Annotated in this window: 13 protein-coding genes; all 13 read right to left on the bottom strand. The window is 43.8% G+C overall.

Features of this window, described 5'->3' with window-relative positions:
• Positions 1-22: 22 nt before the first annotated feature.
• A complete protein-coding gene (locus CRO04_RS06305) occupies positions 23-3,136 on the bottom strand; it encodes a glycosyltransferase (protein ID WP_097003380.1) in 3,114 nt (1,037 codons plus the stop codon).
• The gene (locus CRO04_RS06300; protein ID WP_097003379.1) at positions 3,123-3,905 is read right to left on the bottom strand and encodes a class I SAM-dependent methyltransferase; all 783 of its coding nucleotides are present in this window, start codon (positions 3,903-3,905) and stop codon (positions 3,123-3,125) included. The genes CRO04_RS06305 and CRO04_RS06300 overlap by 14 nt, the downstream gene beginning before the upstream one ends.
• A 13-nt stretch (positions 3,906-3,918) precedes the next feature.
• The gene (locus CRO04_RS06295) at positions 3,919-5,259 is read right to left on the bottom strand and encodes an ABC transporter ATP-binding protein (RefSeq protein ID WP_097003378.1); all 1,341 of its coding nucleotides are present in this window, start codon (positions 5,257-5,259) and stop codon (positions 3,919-3,921) included.
• Positions 5,260-5,280: 21 nt separating this feature from the next.
• Entirely contained in the window at positions 5,281-6,093 is an 813-nt protein-coding gene (locus CRO04_RS06290) for an ABC transporter permease (protein ID WP_097003377.1), read from the bottom strand.
• 15 nt (positions 6,094-6,108) lie between these two features.
• Complete coding sequence (gene rfbC, locus CRO04_RS06285; RefSeq protein ID WP_097003376.1) at positions 6,109-6,663, bottom strand: dTDP-4-dehydrorhamnose 3,5-epimerase; 555 nt, start codon at positions 6,661-6,663, stop codon at positions 6,109-6,111.
• Positions 6,664-7,002: 339 nt separating this feature from the next.
• Positions 7,003-7,086, bottom strand: a complete 84-nt coding sequence (locus tag CRO04_RS26770; RefSeq protein WP_242974364.1) for a putative holin-like toxin — start codon at positions 7,084-7,086, stop codon at positions 7,003-7,005.
• A gap of 221 nt (positions 7,087-7,307) precedes the next feature.
• The gene (gene mmsB, locus CRO04_RS06280; protein WP_097003375.1) at positions 7,308-8,483 is read right to left on the bottom strand and encodes a multiple monosaccharide ABC transporter permease; all 1,176 of its coding nucleotides are present in this window, start codon (positions 8,481-8,483) and stop codon (positions 7,308-7,310) included.
• Positions 8,473-10,077, bottom strand: coding sequence for a multiple monosaccharide ABC transporter ATP-binding protein (mmsA, locus tag CRO04_RS06275; protein ID WP_097003374.1), 1,605 nt, complete (start codon positions 10,075-10,077; stop codon positions 8,473-8,475). Before mmsA ends, mmsB begins: the two co-directional genes overlap by 11 nt.
• Positions 10,078-10,153: 76 nt before the next feature.
• Positions 10,154-11,317, bottom strand: coding sequence for a multiple monosaccharide ABC transporter substrate-binding protein (gene chvE / locus CRO04_RS06270; protein WP_097003373.1), 1,164 nt, complete (start codon positions 11,315-11,317; stop codon positions 10,154-10,156).
• Positions 11,318-11,461: 144 nt separating this feature from the next.
• The gene (locus CRO04_RS06265; RefSeq protein WP_420323205.1) at positions 11,462-12,460 is read right to left on the bottom strand and encodes a substrate-binding domain-containing protein; all 999 of its coding nucleotides are present in this window, start codon (positions 12,458-12,460) and stop codon (positions 11,462-11,464) included.
• Positions 12,461-12,519: 59 nt separating this feature from the next.
• Positions 12,520-14,106 (bottom strand): helix-turn-helix domain-containing protein, encoded by a 1,587-nt coding sequence (locus CRO04_RS06260; RefSeq protein ID WP_097003371.1) that lies wholly within the window; start codon positions 14,104-14,106, stop codon positions 12,520-12,522.
• A complete protein-coding gene (locus CRO04_RS06255) occupies positions 14,081-15,595 on the bottom strand; it encodes a sensor histidine kinase (RefSeq protein WP_097003370.1) in 1,515 nt (504 codons plus the stop codon). The genes CRO04_RS06260 and CRO04_RS06255 overlap by 26 nt, the downstream gene beginning before the upstream one ends.
• On the bottom strand, positions 15,585-16,625 hold the full coding sequence (locus CRO04_RS06250) for a substrate-binding domain-containing protein (RefSeq protein WP_097003369.1): 1,041 nt from the start codon (positions 16,623-16,625) through the stop codon (positions 15,585-15,587). Before CRO04_RS06250 ends, CRO04_RS06255 begins: the two co-directional genes overlap by 11 nt.
• Between the last annotated feature and the right edge of the window lie 7 nt (positions 16,626-16,632).

Below are 16,632 nucleotides of genomic sequence, written 5' to 3'. Positions count from 1 at the left end.
TCATCAGTCTGCTGTTTCAATATTAAAAATCCTCTCCCACAACGCTCCATGCCGCATCAATGCTGTGATACGTCCGGATGTAATTCTGGGAGTTCTGGCTCATCTGTCTTAAGCTGTCCGGATCATTGTAACGTGCAATGACTTCCCCGGCAAATGTCTCCGGCTCATCTCTTACCACCATCACTTTTTCTGCCTCTGGAATTCCCTCAGCTCCGATGGAGGTCGTTACAACAGGAGCGCCATAATAAAGCGCTTCTATTACCTTGCCCTTCACACCTGCTCCGTAGCGCAGCGGAACTACCACAATCCGGCAGGTGGCATAAAGGCTTGCCAGTTCTTCTTCAGTGACAAAGCCTTTTACGATAATTCCATTATCCGGCTGTTCCAGAGCCTTGATCTCATCCGTAACCCTGGAGCCAACAATGTAGAAATTAACCGGTATCTGCTCTCTTATTAATGGGAATATCTCTCTGGCAAACCACAATACAGCGTCTGCATTGGGTGGATGGGCAAAGCCGCCTACAAACAGCAGACCTTCCCTCTTCTCAAAGTCACTTGGAATGTGGTTTAAAAACTTATCAAAAACGTATGCTACAATTGCTTTTACCGGTACAGAAGGCTCAATCTCATGAATGGCTTCCCGCTCCACATAGGAAGGATAGTAGGATACTGCCGCCTTTTTCATCAGACGCAGCTCCATGGATCTCCAGTATTCGGATGCTTCCCGCTTTTTCGGGTCTCCTGTAAGCTCATATTCCCTGCCTTCCCGCAGGAAATGAAGGTCATGTCCATAATAGATCAGCTTCATACTGGTATTATCCCGGAGAAAATCAATATATTTCTGGGCGATATGCGGCCGGTTTAAATAAGCAGCCTTAATATCGCCTCCATGTGTCTTTAACCAGTCCCAGATACCTGCCTGGTACTCCCTGCCGTAAAGAATCTCGATTCCCATCTGCTGCAAAGCGGTGGAATACGGTTCTTCATGAAGGAAGTTGTCTCCCAGGAACTTGACTACATATCCTTTATCAATAAACATCTTTAAATACTGGTATGTTGTTTTGGAACCGGCATCCCGGTCATAAGTAGGAACGTAGTGATCCACCACAAGGATGATATCTTTTCCCTGGCTTCTTTCTCTGGCACGGAACGGATCAGGATTGCCGTTGTTTTCACTTTGCAGGCTAAACTGCGCCGCCCATTTTTCTTTCAGCTTTTTGCTGTTTTCAACCTGATAGCGTTTTAAACCTGAGCCATTGACATCAGTTCCGTTGGAGATACCTTCAAAATGAATCACCTTGGAGAGAGGCTGATAAACGACCCGGTAACCGGCTTTGCGCACCTCAAAAGCGAGATCGGAGTCTTCGCAATAAGCTGGTGCAAAACGTTCATCGAAGCCGCCGATCCGTTTCCATAAATCATTGGAAAGAAGGATTGCGGCACCGGATATATAATCTACATCTTTTACATAATTGTATTCAGGCTTCTCCGGATCATCAAGACGTCCGTAATTCCAGCCTGAGCCGTCGCTCCAGAGGATTCCGCCCGCTTCCTGAAGCCGTCCGTCGGGATAAACCAGCTTGGAGCCCACCATTCCGATGGAGGGATCTGATTCAATTAGATTCACCAGACTATCCAGCCATCCGTCGGTTACCTGGGTATCATTATTTAAAAACATGATGTATTTTCCTCTTGCCGACTTTGCTGCCTGGTTACAGTTTCTTAAAAAGCCCTGATTGGTCTCATTGCGGCAGATTACCACATTCTCTGTGAACTTAGAAAGTTCTGCTGTGGCATCAGTGGATACGTCATCGGCAATGATTACTTCATAATCCACATTCTTCGTATGCTCCAGTATGGAAAGCAGGCAGGCATACGTATAATGGATCTGGTTGTAAACGGGAATGACTATGGAAACCATGGGATGCCCTTCCTTCACGAAACGAAGCTTTCCGTGAATCCGGTAATCTTCCCCGATTTTCATATCCCCTTCCATGAGATTTCTCCCCTCTTTCGTTGTATAGAGGGCAATGGACCTGATGGGGTGAAGAATGGTTTCCTTCATGTAAAACAGGATCTTCCGCTTTTTCGTGCCTTTCGGGAATTTCTCATTAAAGATTCTTCCCAGCCTGCGCCATACCTTATAGAAAAAGGATTCATGCTTTCTTAACTGTTCGATGATCCCCTGCATGGTTTCGCAGTCCTTCCGGAGGGAGGCGATGATCATGTCCTGGTTGGCTACGTGATTATCCGTTAAGCGTTTTTCTTCCTGCTGTTTTGTTATGGTTAAATCCTTTTCCTTTAGCTCTGCCTCCATCTGTGCGATCCGGTCTTTGGTATCATCAATGATCCGGGAAAGCTCAAACATGCTTTCTGGCAGGTTAAAGGTTTCATGCATATAGTTTAAGAGATAGATCTGCTGGTTTTCCCCGTGGACATATTCCTGAAAATGGCGTTCCATCTCCTCATAGATCCCGATCAGCTCCCTGTCCACTCCCTGCTCTTGCATAAATGATTCCATAGAATCATAGTCCAGGATGCTTTTATACTGCTCATAAAAATAATAAAGGACCCGGAATTTAATGAAGTTTACAGGTACAGGAAATGAGAATACCCATTCATAGTCCAGACAATAAGGTCCGTTTTCTGTCATCATGATATTCTCAAACAGGCAGTCAATGTTGGAATGCTTAAATGCCCAGTCCCTCTTAATCGGCTCTCCGTTGTCGGGCAGCTCGCCGAATACCTCTTCGAATTCCGGAGTAACATGGAAAGGTGTCATATAATCATCATGAACCTTCAGGATCATGGAAATCCCATCTTCCAGACTGGCTTCCGGAACTTTTCCATTCAGAATCTCCCTGCCCAGAAGCTCCGCGTAGGTCTCCCCTTTCAAGAACTCAAACCTTGCGGTGGTTCCATCAGGAGTAACGGTCACATCTGCCACATTTAACCTCTGATTCTGCTCCTTCAAATTCCGGTACTTCTCTTCAAAGGAACGGATATGAGCAACTCCCTCTGCCGTCAGGGCAGTCTTTTCCACATACGGCAGTCCGTCTTCTTCCACCAGACTGGTACGTATCTGAAAAGCTTCTCTTCTTGTTTTATTATATTTTACAAAATTAATTTTCTTCATTACGGCTCCAAATGGTTAAAAATGAATTGGCAAATGTCTCAAACTGTTTTCCTTCACATACTTCATCAAACATCTTCCCCAGATCAAACCGTAAATATTTGGGATAATCATAGGCAAGAATAGCATGGGTTAAATCACCCTTTCCCGGCAGATATCCATCGGAATAAAGAGTTACGGGAAGGCGGTAATCCGGCATAGGGTAATAAAACTTCAAAGTTCCCTCATCTTCCCCGCTGCCGCATAAAAGTTCCTTAAGCTCCGTTCTGGAAAGAGAGTACTGCTCCGCCTTTGCACCCGCCTGATATTTTAATCCCAGCCGGTTAGCGATTGCGGCAATCATGATTCCTTCTGGCTTTAAAAGTTCTCTGGCTTTCTCAGCAGCGGCTTTATATGGTTCACAAAGAGAACCTGCAAAAACGATATAATCAAACCTCTGATCACTGGTAAATGAGTGGATATCTCCATTTACATAACGGATATTGTTCCGTTTCTCATGGCGGAGTCGGTTAAAAGACAGATTGTTCTGATTGGGATCTAAAACCGTAACCTCTTTTACCCGTCTGCTGTATAAGCCTGTAAGTGCGCCGTAGTCGGAACCCACCTGCAAAAGAGTGGCCTCCGGTTTAAATTCAAACCAGTCCAGCAGATTCTCTCTTATATCTGATAAGGCATATAAGTAATCAAGCCGTGGATTGTCCTGTAACAGCTTTTTGATGTCACCATTATAATTCTGATACAGCTTCTTAAGTTCAGGGCTGATATCATTCATGCATACTTCCTCCTTACTTTTCTGCACGGAGAAGTGTCAGGCTTACATCCGGCTCCATATCGTAAACACCCACCGTATTCTTGTTGGATATAACGGTAATATTTACAATATCATAGAGACGGTGGTAAACCACATGTTCCCCGTTCTCAAAACCGGTACAGCTCATGGACAGCAGATACTCTCCGCCCTGGAGAGTCATCTTCTGGGTGAACTCCACCACGTATTCATCACCTTTTTTCACAGCCTTTACATCGGAGGACTCAAACATGGTATTAGTTCCTGTTAAATCGGCTCCACGCTTGTCCTTGATGGTGTAAGTAAAAATCGGTGCTTCAATACCTCCATGAAAATGAATCCGTTCCTTTATGGTAAAACGCTCTCCCTTCAACAGGAGATTGGTAATGTTTCCTCTCTCGTCAAGAAGACCAAAATCAACGATTTCCGCCCTTTTATCTCCGTACTCTGTACGGTTCGGGTTGATGGTAAGCTTATCCTTCATCAGAGCGCCTTGTGAAATACTGCTTCGTTCAGAAAGTGCCCGGTCTCCTGAGAAATCATTGTACAGACTGTTATCCTCCTGATCCAGCACTTCTTGTAAGTCATCCATCTGGTTCGCAAGAATCTTCTTATAAAGATCCACCATTTTCCCCGGCTCACCTTCTGCGATGAAATTGCCTTTATTTAAGACTACAACACGGTCACAATACTTGATAATAGCGCCCATATCATGGGTAACCATGAGAATGGTGGTGCCATTTTTACGGATTTCTTCCATACGGCGGTAACATTTGGCCTGAAAAAATACGTCTCCGACTGACAATGCTTCATCGACGATGAGAATCTCCGGCTCTACATTAATGGCAAGAGCAAATGCAAGGCGCACAAACATACCGCTGGAATACGTCTTTACAGGCTGATAGACAAAATCTCCGATATCGGCGAAATCCAGGATGTCCTTTAGCTTCTCATCCATCTCTTTTCTGGAGAATCCCATCATGGTACCGTTCATATAGATATTTTCAATTCCGGTATAATCCATGTTAAATCCCGCTCCAAGCTCTAAAAGAGCGGAAATCACCCCATTTACCTCCACAGTTCCAGTAGTAGGGGTCAGAACGCCGGTGATGATCTTTAAAATGGTTGATTTTCCAGATCCGTTGGTGCCGATGATGCCTACGGTCTTTCCTTTTTCCACATCAAAGGATATTCCGTTTAAGGCGTAAAAATCCCGGTGGTAATTCTTATGAGTCACACTCATGGCCTCTTTTAACCGGTCAATGGGTTTTTCATATAATTTATATATTTTGGTTACATTATTAACAGACAGTGCTTTGTTATTCGATTCTACGGACATTGAATCCTCCATTGTAACTGCCTACAGCACATCGGAAAAATGCGGACGCAGCTTTTTAAATACTTTTAGTCCTATTAAAAATAAGACAATGGTAACAAACCAGAAATAAAGACCAAGGGTTGGCCGTTCAAAAAACCAGTTTCCATATATCATGCTGTCACGGTATCCTGCCACAATATAATAGACCGGATTTATTTTCAGCAGGCTGGGAAGCCACTCCGGTGCTGAGGGAAACATCTCCGGAGACCACATAATCGGCACCATCCACATGCCAAACTGCAGACAGATACCCACAATCTGCGCCATATCCTTGAAAAATACATTAATGGCACTGGTAAAATAGGAAATAGCCAGAGACAGCATGGAGGCCGCAAAGGTATAGTATATAATCTGAATCCAGCTGGCCTTTGGCAAAAAACCATAGCATAAAAATACTACAAACATAATAACAGCAAAAATACCATGTACCATAAGACAGGAAAACATCTTAATAAATGGAAGAATTTCCACGCGGAAAACCACTTTCTTCACCAGATAATTATATTCCTGCAGGCAGTTGGTCCCCATGATTAAAATCTCACTTAAATAAAACCATGGTACAATGCCCGGGATCAGCCAAAGTACATAGGGATAAACCTTAATTGGCGGCACACTTTTAAATCCCATCTGGAAAACAAAAAAATAAACAAGGACGGTGGCAATGGGCTGTAAAAACATCCATGCGATGCCGAAATAGGAGCCTACAAACCGCTTCTTAAAATCTGCCTTGGATAAATCCAGAATCAGTTTTCTCTTTATATAGATTTCTTTTAATAAGGAAACCAGATAGTTCATGGTTTTCTCCTCTCGCTAAAATTTAAACGTATCCCGGATGCCGCTCCACTTTTGATCCTTGTCGGAAATAGTAAGCTCCATTCCCTCTGAAATTGGCCATTCAATTCCGATCTCGGGATCACTCCAGAGAATTCCGCCTTCGTCACCTGGATGATAGAAATCTGTGCATTTATACGCAAATTCAGCTTCATCGGACAGAACTAAAAAACCATGGGCAAAACCTTCGGGAATATAAAATTGTTTTTTGTTTTCTGCGGACAGCTCCACACCGAACCACTTTCCATACGTTTTGGAAGATGCTCTTAAATCCACTGCTACATCAAAAACTGTACCTCTTACTGCACGGACCAGCTTTCCCTGAGGAAACTGTTTCTGAAAGTGAAGTCCTCTTAATACTCCTTTTACAGACATGGACTGGTTGTCCTGCACGAAATTCATAGTCAGGCCTGCTTCTTTGAAATCGTTCTGATTGTAGGTTTCCATAAAGTATCCCCTTGAATCCGGAAATACTGTTGGTTCTATCACATAAAGCCCTTCTATCTCACATGATGTTACTTTTATCTTTCCCATTTTTTTATGCTCCTTTACATTTCAAAACATTCTTTTACTTGTAGCATTCTACCACAACTCAGCAAAGATTTCTATATATAGGAAAATTTTTATTAGTTTCGGTCCGGTTGGAAGAGCATATATGATACAAAATAGCAAAATTGCCGCCGGCTGAAGATTTTCAGTCAGACGGCGGCTTTCTTCTATCGATCACAGATAACTTTTCTCTTTACAACTACATCTGCAATGTGGTATATTTATATTATAAAAGAGTAACCGCCACACAAGGTGGAAGCTTCCAAGATTGCTTAAATGCTCATCTGATGATGAGTATGCCTATCCTGTTGGCGTCAGGGTAGGCTATTTTTTTCCTATGTAAGTCAGCAATGCGATTAGAAACGTACCTCCTAAAAACAATATGCTTAAAGTTTGGTATATATCCATCTGCACACATCCCATCTTGTTACGACATAAAGACATAAAATTTGGAAGGTTCCACCCTGTATTCGATTACTCCTAAATAAATCTTACCATATATTCCCATATTCAACAATGTTTATTTGCTACAATCAGCTCCCCTTATTTTAAATATAAAAACGCAGGAACGGGACTATTCAAAGATGAATCATCCTATTCCCACGCCTAACTACTATTTTCAATTCAGCTTACTGTTTTACAATAAATGTTTTTCTCTTACTTACCACATCAAATATAACTGCCGCAACAAGAACAGCACCTTTTACCACTTTCTGCAGGTTCTGATCCACACCCATGATACTCATACCCAGATTTAAGACGCCCATCAGTGTAGCACCTACGATAACACCAGGTACAGTACCGGTACCACCATATGCGGAAGCTCCGCCGATGAAGCAGGCGCCGATGGCATCCAATTCATAGTTATTTCCTGCTGTTGGATTTGCAGAGTTTAAGCGGGCCACTGTAACCATGCCTGCCACTGCTGCCAGCAGACCCATATTCAGATATGCAAGAAAATATACCTTATTGGTGTCGATTCCGGATAGTCTTGTCGCTTTTTCATTTCCGCCCACAGCATAGAAGTAGCGTCCGGTAGTTGTTTTGGAAGCTATGTAACTGTAAATTACAATAATTGCCACAACCCAGATCAGGGCATTGGGAATTCCTTTGTACAAGGACAGCTTATACATAAAGAAGAGGACAACAGCACTGATCAATGTTAATTTTAAAATCATGCTGCTTAGCGGGTCTACCCGGTACCCTTTCTTCTGTTTTATTTTTCTGGAGGTTATTTCTGTCACGATAAAAATACAGCAGGCTGCAATTCCCACAAGAAAGCAGGTAAGGTTAAACCCTTCCATACCAAATACATCTGGAACATACGTATTAAACAGGTTTAAAAAGCTGTCCGGTACAGGGGATAAAGTCATACCCTGAAGCACCACGTTGGAGAGCCCGCGGAAGATCAGCATTCCGGCAAGGGTTACGATAAATGGCGGGATACGGACGTATGCAATCCAGAAGCCCTGCCAGGCTCCGACCAGACCGCCGACTATTATCATGGAAAAAAGAGACAGATAGGGGTTCATTCCCATCTTAATCATCATGCTTCCGCCTATAGCTCCTACGAAACAAACCACAGAACCAACCGACAAATCGATGTTGCCGCCGGTCAGAATACAGAAGAGCATTCCGGTTGCCAGAATAAACACATATGCATTCTGTGCGATTAAGTTGTTTACATTCTGGGGGAGAAGCATTTTCCCTCCTGTATTTACTGTAAACAAAACTACCACAACTGCCAGAACGATGACCATCGTATATTTTTTAAGTGCTTCCGACATTTTTAATTTATTCTCCATCTTCTACTCTCCCTTCTTCTTTCAAGCCCATATTATCCGGGGTTAAAGGTATACCCGAAGAATGCTTATCTGAATTTAAAATACATGCCATGATTTTTTCCTGCGTAGCCTCTTTCGCGTTCATCTCACCGGCAATCTTTCCTTCATTCATAATATAAATGCGGTCAGACATTCCAAGTATCTCCGGCAGTTCGGAGGATATCATGACAACCGATTTCCCGGCGGCTGCCAGTTGGTTTATGATACAGTAGATTTCGTATTTGGCACCCACATCGATTCCTCTGGTGGGCTCGTCAAGGATCAGAATATCCGGCTCAGCAAACATCCATTTTGCCAGAAGAACCTTCTGCTGGTTTCCGCCGCTTAAATTCCCTGCTGCCTGTTCTACAGAAGGACATTTCGTCTTCAGCTTTTCAATGTATTCCTCCGCAACCAGTATTTCCCGGTCCTTATCAATGACACTTCTCCTGCTGACTGCCCCCAAATTAGCAAGCGTTGTATTAATCCGTATGGGATTTCCTAAAATCAGGCCGTTTCCTTTCCGGTCTTCCGTTACGTATGCCAGCTTATGCCGGATGGCATCCCGTACAGAGTGAAGATGTACTTCCTGCCCGTTAATCTTAAGAGTCCCTGAGATATTGGCTCCGTAGCTTTTTCCAAACAGGCTCATGGCAAGCTCGGTTCTTCCCGCTCCCATCAGACCGCAGATTCCCACTACTTCGCCCTTTCTCACATAGAAAGAGACGTCATCTACTACCTTGTGTTCCGAGTAAAGCGGATGGCTGGCATTCCAGTGTTCCACTTCCATGGATTTTTCTCCGATTGTAATGTCCGTACGCTTCGGGAAACGGTCCACCAGTTCCCTGCCTACCATTCCTTTTATAATCCTGTCTTCTGTTATCGTATCTGTCTTACTGTTTAGTGTTTCTATGGTTGAGCCATCGCGGATGATGGTGATTTTATCCGCTACATAGGCAATTTCATTCAGTTTGTGTGATATGATAATCGAGGTCATACCCTGTGATTTAAATTTTTTCAGAAGATCCAAAAGAGCTTTGGAATCATCTTCATTTAATGATGCAGTCGGTTCGTCGAGAATCAGCAGCTTCGCATTTTTGGCCAGTGCTTTTGCTATTTCTACCAGCTGCTGCTTTCCTACACCGATATCTTTAATCAGTGTATGGGAGGATTCCATTAGTCCTACTGTCTTTAAATATTTATCAGCCTCCCCAAAGGTTTCATTCCAGTTGATTGCGTATTTTCTTCCTTTTTCATTTCCAAGATACATGTTTTCGGCAATGGTCATATAGGGAACTAATGCCAGCTCCTGATGGATGATGACGATTCCCTTTTTTTCACTGTCGCTGATATGACTGAATTTACAGATCTCTCCGTTGTAGATGATGTCTCCCTCGTATGATCCGTAGGGATAGATACCGCTGAGTACATTCATCAGAGTGGACTTGCCCGCTCCGTTTTCGCCCACCAGAGCATGGATCTCTCCTTCTTCTACCTGAAGGTTTACGAGATCCAGGGCTTTCACACCCGGAAACGTCTTGGTGATGTTTTTCATTTCCAAAAGTATATTTGCCAAGAATATCCCTCCCTCTTTATAATTCAGGGACGGCTTTCATTCATAAAAGCCGTCCCCGTTAAGGAAATCCGCCTGATTACTTTAACTGATCTTCTGTGTAGTAGCCGGAAGTGATCAGCATATCTTTGTAATTGTCAACTGTAACAACCACCGGATCACAAAGATAGGTGGGGATGATTCCAGTTCCATTGTCATAGGATTTGGTATCATTGATCTCAGCTTTGCCGCCCTGCATAACAGAATCAACCATCTTTACTACCTGGGTAGCCAGAGTTCTGGTATCTTTGAAAACGCTCATGGCCTGTTTTCCCTGAATCATGTTCTTAACATTTGCGATATCACAGTCCTGACCTGTTATGATCGGGTATTTGCCGGTGTAAGAAGATGCAAGTGCATTCTCAACACCAAGAGCGGTTGAATCGTTGGAGCAAAGAACTGCATCCAGTACGGTTCCGTCTGAATAGTTACCTGCGATAATGGTATCCATACGGTTCTGGGCTTTCTCGGAATCCCATTTTTCAGTTGCAACCTGCTCAAATTCTACCTGGCCTGATTTTACTACTAACTGTCCGTTATCAATATATTTCTTTAAGACATCAATGGCTCCTCCGAAGAAGAACTTGCAGTTGTTATCAGCAGGATCACCGGTAAAGAATTCGATATTCTTCGGATCTCCGCCCTTGTCAAGCCCAAGAGATTCTACCAGATATTCTCCCTGCTTCTGTCCTACTTTGTAGTTATCAAATGTAGCATAATATGTAACTGCATCGGAGTTCATGATCAGACGGTCATAAGCGATAACCGGGATTCCCATGGACTTTGCCTGGGAGAGCGGTTCTCCTAAAGAACTTCCGTCAATAGAAGCGATGACTAACATATTGCAGCCATTGGAGATCATGTTTTCAATCTGGGATACCTGGGTCTGAACGTCATTGCTGGCATACTGAAGATCTACCTTATATCCTGCACTCTCCAGTTCTTTTTTCATGTTGGCGCCATCCTGATTCCATCTCTGTAAATCCTTGGTCGGCATGGCAACGCCGATTGTTACATCTTCCTTATTCAATGTTTTAGCTTCTGCTGCAGTGGTTTCATCTGCCTTGGTGGTATCAGCGGCAGCTGCCGTTGTTGTTTCCGGTGCCTTTGTTTCCGGTGCTTTGCTTCCCCCGCCGCTGCACCCGGCCAGTATTCCTGCCGTCATGGCCAGAGTCATCGCCACTGCTAAAAGTTTTCTTTTCATTGATAAATCCTCCTCCAATACTTGTTTTTGATATACTTATCTTAACACGGAAGAATCAGGACTTGTTTGTCAACCGTTAGCACGTATTTATCCACATAAAAAAAGCCCTGAAAATACAGGACTTTTTTATCTTGCAAAAAAATGCTACTGCTTTATGACATTTAAGTATACATCTTCCCTGGGATGAAATCCTCCCTGGATGATGACGGAATCCATATTTTCCTTTGTAACTGCAACCGGCTTAAGCTCCAGATATGGTACATCATACGTACCGTCATGAATGGTCTGGTCAACTCCTTTTAAGGGTTCTCCCCTGCCAAGCTTTACCGCATACTCCGCTGCCAGCCTGGCTTCCTCTTCCACTGATTTAAAAGCAGTCATATTCTGGGTACCCTCCACAATCCGCTGGCAGGCCATTAAATCTCCGTCCTGACCTACCAGGCACACCTTTCCTGCCAGCCGGTCTTCGGAAAGTGCTTTAAAAACCTGGGTGGCCAGATCATCGTTTCCACACATGATTCCCTTCACATCAGGATATTTTTCCAGTGCTTCCTTCGCATAGTCATAAGCCTGTTCCCCAAGCCAGCCTTCGCAGTTGTTCTGATAAACTACATCTAAATTCTTTCCTTCCAGCACCGAATAAAATCCTTCCCGGATCATTGCAACATTGTGATCGGACTCCGGTCCCTGGATCATGACAATCTTGCCGCCCTCAGGAATGTTCTTAACCAGATTCTCTGCCATCAGGCTTCCCACTCCCCGGTTGTCAAAGGAGATATACATATCACTGTCTGCATTTAAAACAAGCCGGTCATAGCTCATGGTTTTTATACCCGCTGCCTTTGCCTTTTTCATTACATCCGACAGTTCTTCGCAGTCACCAGCTACCACTACAATGACATCCATCTGTTTTTTAATAAAATACTGGATCTGCTCAATCTGCTCATTCACATCACCATTGGCATTCTGTACGTTAACTTCTGCCCCCATCTCTTTTGCAGCAGAAACAAACACATCCCGGTCCCGGATCCATCGTTCAATGACAAAAGAGTCAATGCTCAGACCGATCTGTACCGGCCGTTCCCCTTCCTTTTCCGGAGTCTGTTCTGCAGTCTCAACTTTTGCCTGTCTGCACCCTGTCATCAGAATGCTGCAGACAAATACCATTAGTAATAACCTCCCGCCCCACATTTTCATAACACTTACCTCTCCCTGTATTCGGTTGGTGTCATCCCTTCATACTTCTTAAAAATCCTGCTGAAATAGTTGGGATCACTGTAGCCGGACATCACACAGATTTCCTTAATGCTGTATCTGGGATCCTCCAGCAGCCTTCTGGCGTTTTTAATTCTGGTTCTGGTCACATATTCAATGAAATTCTCCCCTACCTCCTGTTTAAACAGCTTACTGAAATAATAGGGACTGATATCCACCATGCGTGAAACATCATCGAGTGAGATCTCCCTGGCATAATTCTCATCAATATATGCCTTTACTCTGGATACCACATTTTCATATTCACGCTCCCTGGAAGTACTGATCTTATCGCATATATCCCTGGTTTTGTTTAGAAACCAGCGCCGCATCCCCTCCCCGTCTGCTGCTTTTTTCAGTTCATCCATATAGTTTTCCCGGTAACGGAACCCATAGCGGACATTTCCAGCTTCAAATGCCCTGCGCTCCAGTCTCATCACCAGTTCCAGAATCTTGATTTCAATATTGGATCTCATATCTCCGTCATGTACCAGCATCCAGTCAAAAAATTCATTGGCACAGGATAATGTCCCCTCCCGGTCTGCTTTCATCCCCCTTTGAAGATACTGGTTTTCCAGATCCAGGGGATACTCACCGTCGTATTCTGCAACTGCCGGAATATCGGTGATATGAACCACATGGCTGTCACTCTCCCGCAGAGATCTTAAGGCCTCCTTGTAGGAATCCCTGATTGCCGCCAGCGTCTTTACGGCGCCGATTCCGCCTCTGCATTTAATATCCATACTGGTCTCCAGCTTATGAATGACATTCCTGGTTCTGGTAATGATTTCCACCCTTTTCTCATACTGCATTCGTTCCTGGTCAAAGGAAAGAAATAAAACCAGGCGGTTTCCCATGGCAGGTCCGATGACACATTCAAAGTAGTCCTTTAGTATCTCCCGGATCATGCTGTAATATTTATTTACCTTTACGCCCACACCGATGGCATTGGTCATGGTACCCCCCTCCATGCTGTCCCCGAACTCCAAAACCACGATAAAACCATATGGCTTGCGGATATCCAGCATTTCCGGATACCCGCTGTGAAGAGGGCCCGAATCTTCCTGAAGTATGGTGTAGATAAAGCCGCTTTCAATCATTGGTACAACGATTTCCAGCCGTTCCCTTATTTTCAGGTCATCGCTCAGCTTCTGTCTTGCCTCGTCAACCTGATGCATGGCTTTTACGCATACGTCAAGAATCTTTTTCTTATTCACCGGCTTCATAATAAATTCCATGACTCCAAGATTAACTGCTTCCTGGGCATAAGAAAACTTATCATAAGCAGTCATGATAATAAATACCATAGACTGATTGTATTTGCGTATTTCCCTGATTGCCTGGATTCCGCTTAATCCTGGCATCTGAATATCCACAAAAGCGATATCCGGACGAAATAGTCCAGCCTGCTCAATCACTGCTCTTCCTGTCTTCACGCAGACGATTTCACAATCGCTGCCAAAGTTTGATTCAATTATACTCCGTATGGATTCCAGCATGATTCCTTCATCATCTGCAACCAGTATCCGAAACATGTACTTCGTCCCCCTTTTTAGGAATCCTTAGAATTACTGAAGTTCCCTGGTCTTCCCCTTCACTGATAATGGAAAACAGATCTTTTTTATTGTAGTAAAGTTCCAGACGGGAGATTACATTATAGATTCCGATTCCTGTAGAATTGGTATCCTTCTTATCCCGCACGCCTTCCTGTATCCGCTTTAATTTTTCGCTGTCGATTCCTTTTCCATTATCATCAATCCGTATTACTATGTCATCTTCCTGATTTTTAACGGAAAGACAGATATTTCCCTGCCAGCTGATATCCCGTATTCCGTGTGACACTGCATTTTCAACCAATGGCTGGAGCGTCATACTGGGTATGGAATAACCCATGGCTTCCTCTTCCAGCATGGATTCATAGTGAATATCTCCGGCAAACCGGACATTTAGAATGTAAATATAGTTCTCAACAGTCTCCACCTCTTCCCGTATGGTGGCATCCTCCGAACTCTTTTTTACATTGTAACGAAAGAAATCAGCCATTCTTTCCATAAATACTGAGGTTTTTTCCGCATCCTCCATCATTGCCAGCTGTACACCTGCATTTAGGGAATTAAAAAGAAAATGGGGATTGATCTGGGACTGTAAATATCTAAGCCGGGCTTCCTTTAAATGGTTCTCCATGAGAAGCTCCCGCGCCTTCATCTCCTGCTCTTTTTCCGCACTCTCTTTAATTTTATTCACATACTCGTCTAAACTGTCCACCATCTGGTTAAAAGTCCTGGTAACGATTCCCAATTCGTCCCCAGACCGGATATAAGGCACCTTTACATGGAAATTGCCCTGTCCAACCAGCTTGGCTGTATGGGCCAGACTGGTGAGGGGTGTAACGATATCCCTTGTCATCATCATCATAACCGACAGACTGATAATCATAACAATAATCAGTATGACAGAACTGATCACCTCCAGATACTGAAGAGCTGCCTGAAGGGTCTGATAGCTTGCGGAGTTGTTCTTAAACTGTCTGCTGTTAAGCACTGAAATATCGTGATTAATGAACTGATAAAGCTTTAAGGCAGATTCATAGGAGCTCTTGTACTTCTCTACATTCTGCCCCCGCTTTGCCTGAACCGTCTCATCTGTAACAGCTAAGTAACTGTCAGACATGTTCCGGATATTTTTCTCCAGTATCTGTATTGGATTGTCTGTTACAAGCACATTCAGTCCTTCCAGAAGTTTTCTGTAATCCTGTTCCGCGCGGTAGTAATCGTTTAAGGACTCCGAATCCTTAACCTGTAAGTATTTGTACATAAAATTCTGTACACCCGTCAATGCGTCGGATAATTCATTCAGATTCACATTGCTCATATAAACAGAATTCATCCGCTCCACCATCTGATTGATCTGGGCATAAATAAACAGATTGCTGGCAAACAGGACCACCGCCGTTACCGCAATTTCCAGAAAAAGCTTTCTGGTAATGGGTAAATTCTCCCAGATTGGTTTTGGCTTAATGTTCATGGGTCTTCCGCTCCTGTTTCAAGTATTCCGGCGCCTGATCTTTCGTCACAAACTGTAAATCCACACTGTAGAAGGAATTGGTCCGTCCATCCTTTATGGATTCTGTCAGCGCCTGTACGCTATACTTTCCCATCTGACTGGTATTAATGCACAGAGTCATTGCCATGGTTCCCTTTTCAACTGCTTCCAGCGCTGCTTTGGACTTATAATAGCCGATTACCTGGGTTTTCCCCACCTGGTTATAGTCTATGACTGCCTGATAAACCGCTTCCGTATCCACCTCATCCATACATACAATAATATCCGGTGGACCCTGGACGTTCTGAAAGAGATTGCGGACGACCTCTTCTGATTCAAAGGCTCTTCCAGAAGGGATCTTAATCTCTTCCACCTTGATACTGCCTCCGCCTTCCCTGGATGTGACCATCCGGTTATTAATCTGATTGAATATCTGAGACTGATTACTGTCTATGGAATTATCATGAAGAAGCATCATGACCCTTGTAATCCCTTCATGGGAGGGCAGAATCTTTAAGATCTGATTGCCGTATTCCTGACCCAGCTGATAAGAATTGATGCCTACATAGCTTTTCCGCTCTGTGTTTGGGGCATCATTTAGAATGGTGACGACTGGTATCCCGTTCCTGGCTGCTTCATTAATCCGGTCCTCCAGCATGCGTTCTCCTGTAAACTCCAGTAAAATCCCGTCAACTTTAGCTGCAATGCTCATATCCATAAAATCCAGAGTGGTATATTCCGATGACTGGTTTTTTCCCTTTAATTCTACAAAGGCATCATAGCGTGCTGCCTCTTCCTTCACACTCTGATATACATCGTTCCAGAACTTGGAATCCAGGTTGTCGATAATCATTACATAATGATACCGGTATGCAGCCGTGTTTTCCGCGTGCTCTACTCCTATCTTTTTTAACACATATCCATAAAAGGAGGAAGTTAAAAGTGTGAGAAATATGATCCCGGTCAGTCCAGCAAGCATTAAAAACAGCAGACCCTTTTTCCCGTTTTCCATATATGCC

It is taken from the genome of Lacrimispora amygdalina (genome assembly GCF_900205965.1).
Taxonomy (GTDB): Bacteria; Bacillota; Clostridia; order Lachnospirales; family Lachnospiraceae; genus Lacrimispora; species Lacrimispora amygdalina_A.
Note: the sequence above shows the minus strand (reverse complement) of the source record. Positions and strands in the feature narration are given on the sequence as shown.